The organism is Planktotalea sp. (genome assembly GCF_018607965.1).
Taxonomy (GTDB): Bacteria; Pseudomonadota; Alphaproteobacteria; order Rhodobacterales; family Rhodobacteraceae; genus Planktotalea.
The window spans coordinates 1-3,622 of record NZ_JABBAM010000134.1; the positions used below are offsets into that span (position 1 = coordinate 1).

Annotated in this window: 2 pseudogenes; one reads left to right on the forward strand and one right to left on the reverse strand. The window is 50.2% G+C overall.

The features are described from left to right. Positions 1-1,522, reverse strand: a pseudogene (locus tag QZ279_RS12385) (DNA-directed RNA polymerase subunit beta); the annotation flags it as partial. A gap of 635 nt (positions 1,523-2,157) precedes the next feature. Between QZ279_RS12385 and QZ279_RS12390 the strand changes: the two are divergent. Next, positions 2,158-3,271: pseudogene (locus QZ279_RS12390) on the forward strand (aminotransferase class I/II-fold pyridoxal phosphate-dependent enzyme). The last annotated feature ends 351 nt before the right edge of the window (positions 3,272-3,622 follow it).

The window sequence follows — 3,622 nt, forward strand, 5'->3', positions numbered from 1 at the left end:
TGACTGTGTCGATTTCGACAGAAGACATACGCTCTTTGATCGCGCGCTCCATACGAAGCAGGCCAACACGGTACTGGTTTTCCATCAATTCGCCAACGGAACGCACACGACGGTTACCAAGGTGGTCAATATCGTCGATATCGCCCTTGCCATCGCGCAAGTGCACTAGCGCTTTGATACAGGAAATGATGTCTTCTTTACGAAGCGTACGCTGCGTATCTTCGGCATCAAGGTTCAAACGCATGTTCATTTTCACACGGCCAACCGCGGAAAGGTCATAACGCTCTGAATCGAAGAACAATGTGTCGAACAAGTTGCTCGCCGCTTCAACGGTGGGTGGCTCGCCCGGACGCATCACACGGTAGATGTCCATAAGCGCGGTTTCGCGGTTCATGTTCTTATCTGCCGCCATCGTGTTACGCATATATGCGCCCACATTGATGTTATCGATGTCCAGGATTGGAAGCGAAGTGATGCCTTCGTCCATTAGTTCCTTCAAGGAACCTCCGATGACGTCGCCATCTTTGTCCATTTCCAGCGTCAACTCGTCACCGGCTTCTGCGTAGATCGCACCGGTTTCTTCGTTGATAATGTCTTTGGCGATGAACTTACCAACGATCGCGTCGTATGGGATCAACAATTCAGAAACTTCGCCCGCGTCGATCAGCTTCTTAACTGCGCGTGGCGTAACCTTCTTGTTGGCTTCCGCGATAATTTCGCCAGTCTTTGCATCCACAAAGTCATATGTTGGACGTGTTCCACGTGCGCGCTCTGGGAAGAACTTGGTGACCCAGCCCTTACCTTTGCTTAGCGTGAAATCAACCGTGTCGTAATACGCATCCATGATGCCCTCTTGGTCTAAGCCAAGTGAGTAAAGAAGCGTTGTAACAGGCAGCTTACGGCGACGGTCGATACGGGCAAAGACGATGTCTTTTGCGTCGAACTCAAAGTCGAGCCATGAGCCACGGTATGGAATGATACGGCAAGCAAACAACAGCTTACCCGAGCTGTGTGTCTTACCTTTATCGTGGTCAAAGAACACACCAGGTGAACGATGCATCTGGGAAACGATTACGCGCTCAGTACCGTTCACAACGAACGTACCGTTTGGTGTCATCAAAGGCATATCACCCATGAAGACGTCTTGTTCTTTGATATCCTTAACAGACTTCGCGCCTGTATCTTCGTCGATTTCAAACACGATCAAGCGCAGCGTCACCTTAAGAGGTGCGGCATATGTCATGTCACGTTGCTGGCATTCTTCAACGTCATACTTGGGCTTTTCGAGCTCATAGTTGACGAATTCCAGAATGGAGGTTTCGTTGAAATCTTTGATCGGGAAAACCGACTGGAAGACACCTTTGATGCCTTCGCCGTCCATTGGGATCGGCTCGTCACCTGAATTCAAGAACAAGTCATAAGAGCTTTTCTGAACCTCGATAAGGTTCGGCATCTCAAGAACTTCGCGGATTTTGCCGTAATATTTACGCAAACGCTTCTGGCCAAGGAAGGATTGAGCCATAGTAGGTATCACCTTTTTAGTTTCTCATCAGACACATAAGCGGTCGGGCCTCCGCTTTGCGCCCTGTCGAGACGACATTCATAGATTGATCCATTCTCGCTCTGCATCCCACTGCCGAGCACTCGATCAAAACGTCCTGCCTTGGAAAATCTCTTGAAATCAGAGGCTTGCCGAGAGAGGCGCGGATTGTGTGGACGTTTTGTTCTGCTCTTTTAAAGGGGATCAGGACAAAAACGCTGTGATCTAGACCTCCTATTCGGAAAACAGAAAAGCAGCGTCGAATCAATCGAAGCCGTCAGAAATTTCCAAATATGTCGTGAACGGGGCGAACGCAAGGGGGTTGGTTGGAAAAGGGTGGATGTATGGAGTGAGTTGCGGACCATAACGAGCTTGAAGAGGCTAGTTCGCTAACGCAGGGCTTAGGTAAATCAACAAAACCGAGCCTGATTACATTTTACGGTGAAAGTTTCAAGTGAGCCCAAAGCGACGGATGCTGCAAGGGACACGAATGTCGGGTTCGAATAGATTGCGGTTTTCTTAGTGCGGCTTGTCTGCGACAAGCGCGGGCAATATTTTCGCGGTGACCCCTGTTGATCTTGTTCAACTGTTCGGCCAATTTAAGACTGGTTGCTGATATGCCCAAGTTGCCAAATTTGACTGACGCAGAGGGTATTCCAGATGCCGCAAAGGGAGAAGTCGATAGAATTTTGCGTACAGGTGATCTGTTTCGCTACACTTCTGAAGATTCACCTGTTGCGCTGCTAGAGGCCGAGTTTGCCGAAGCGCTAGGGAGCAAGTTCGCACTGGCAGTTTCATCTTGTTCAGCTGCACTATTTCTTTCTCTCAAAGCCTTGGGTCTACCGCGCGATTCTAAGGTATTGATCCCTGCTTTTAGCTTCGCCGCTGTTCCGTCGTCGGTGGTCCATGCTGAATGCATCCCAGTGCTGTGCGAATGCGGTGATGACTACAGAATTGATCTTGAAGACTTTGAAAAAAACTTGCTGAAGTTGACGCGGTCATCATCAGCCATATGCGCGGTCACACATCTGATATGGATGCGATCATGGCGCTCTGTGACTCTGTCGATATCCCCGTGATCGAAGATGCGGCCCACAGCCTCGGCACAACATGGAATGGCCGGAACATCGGAACGATTGGCAAGGTCGGGTGCTTTAGTTTTCAGTCATATAAGTTGCTGAACGCAGGCGAAGGCCGGATCTTGATCACAGACGACGATGATCTAATCGCGCAGGCGGCATAATGTCGGGTGCGTATGAGCACAACTGGCAAAAGCATCCTGTCCTTCATGCTGCATTTGCGAAATGGCAAAACCAGTTGCCACTGTACAATTTGCGGCTAAATACACTGTCTGCTGCTCTGATCCGACCTCAACTTAATGCTCTGCCTGATCGGGTAAAAGATGGGCGTCGCAACCATGATTATGTTGCAGAAATCCTCGACGCTTGCCCATGGATTACGGTGCCAAAGTCGCTGCTTCCCGAGGAACGAGCGCCAGATTCAATTCAGTTCACTCTACTCGAAATGACCGATCAACGGGTTGATAACTTCGTTGGCCAAGCGTCGACCTTGGGCTTGAAGGTCCAAGTCTTCGGGCGCTCAAGAGACAATGCACGGGCGTTTTGGAACTGGAATTCCTTACGCATTAATCCTGACCAACCGAAAACGCGGGCCATGCTAAATCGTGCATGTGATGTGCGCCTTCCCTCCCGCCTCAGCATTGAAGATTGAAACGCAGTGGCGCAAACGATTCTTGACGCTATCGGTTCGACCATGGAAGCCTAATCACTTCGAAGGTCGACCATGATTTGGGAGGCGATTGGTGTGGGCGCGCGTTAGGCAGACCTTTGCGCAACTGCAGCGAAGTGGCGCTTCGTCCCGCAGAGCAGACACTTAGGCAGCCTTCACAATAGGTCTGCTTTTACTAGCTTTGTACTCAAAGCTCTCTATGTTTTACCGAAAGCACCAAAACCCACTCCCAACGAAAAACGGCGACCCGTAAGGACCGCCGCTTCCGAATAAATCTGCAAGCAGAATTACTTAACTTCGACTTCCGCGCCAGCTGCTTCCAGCTTGCCCTTA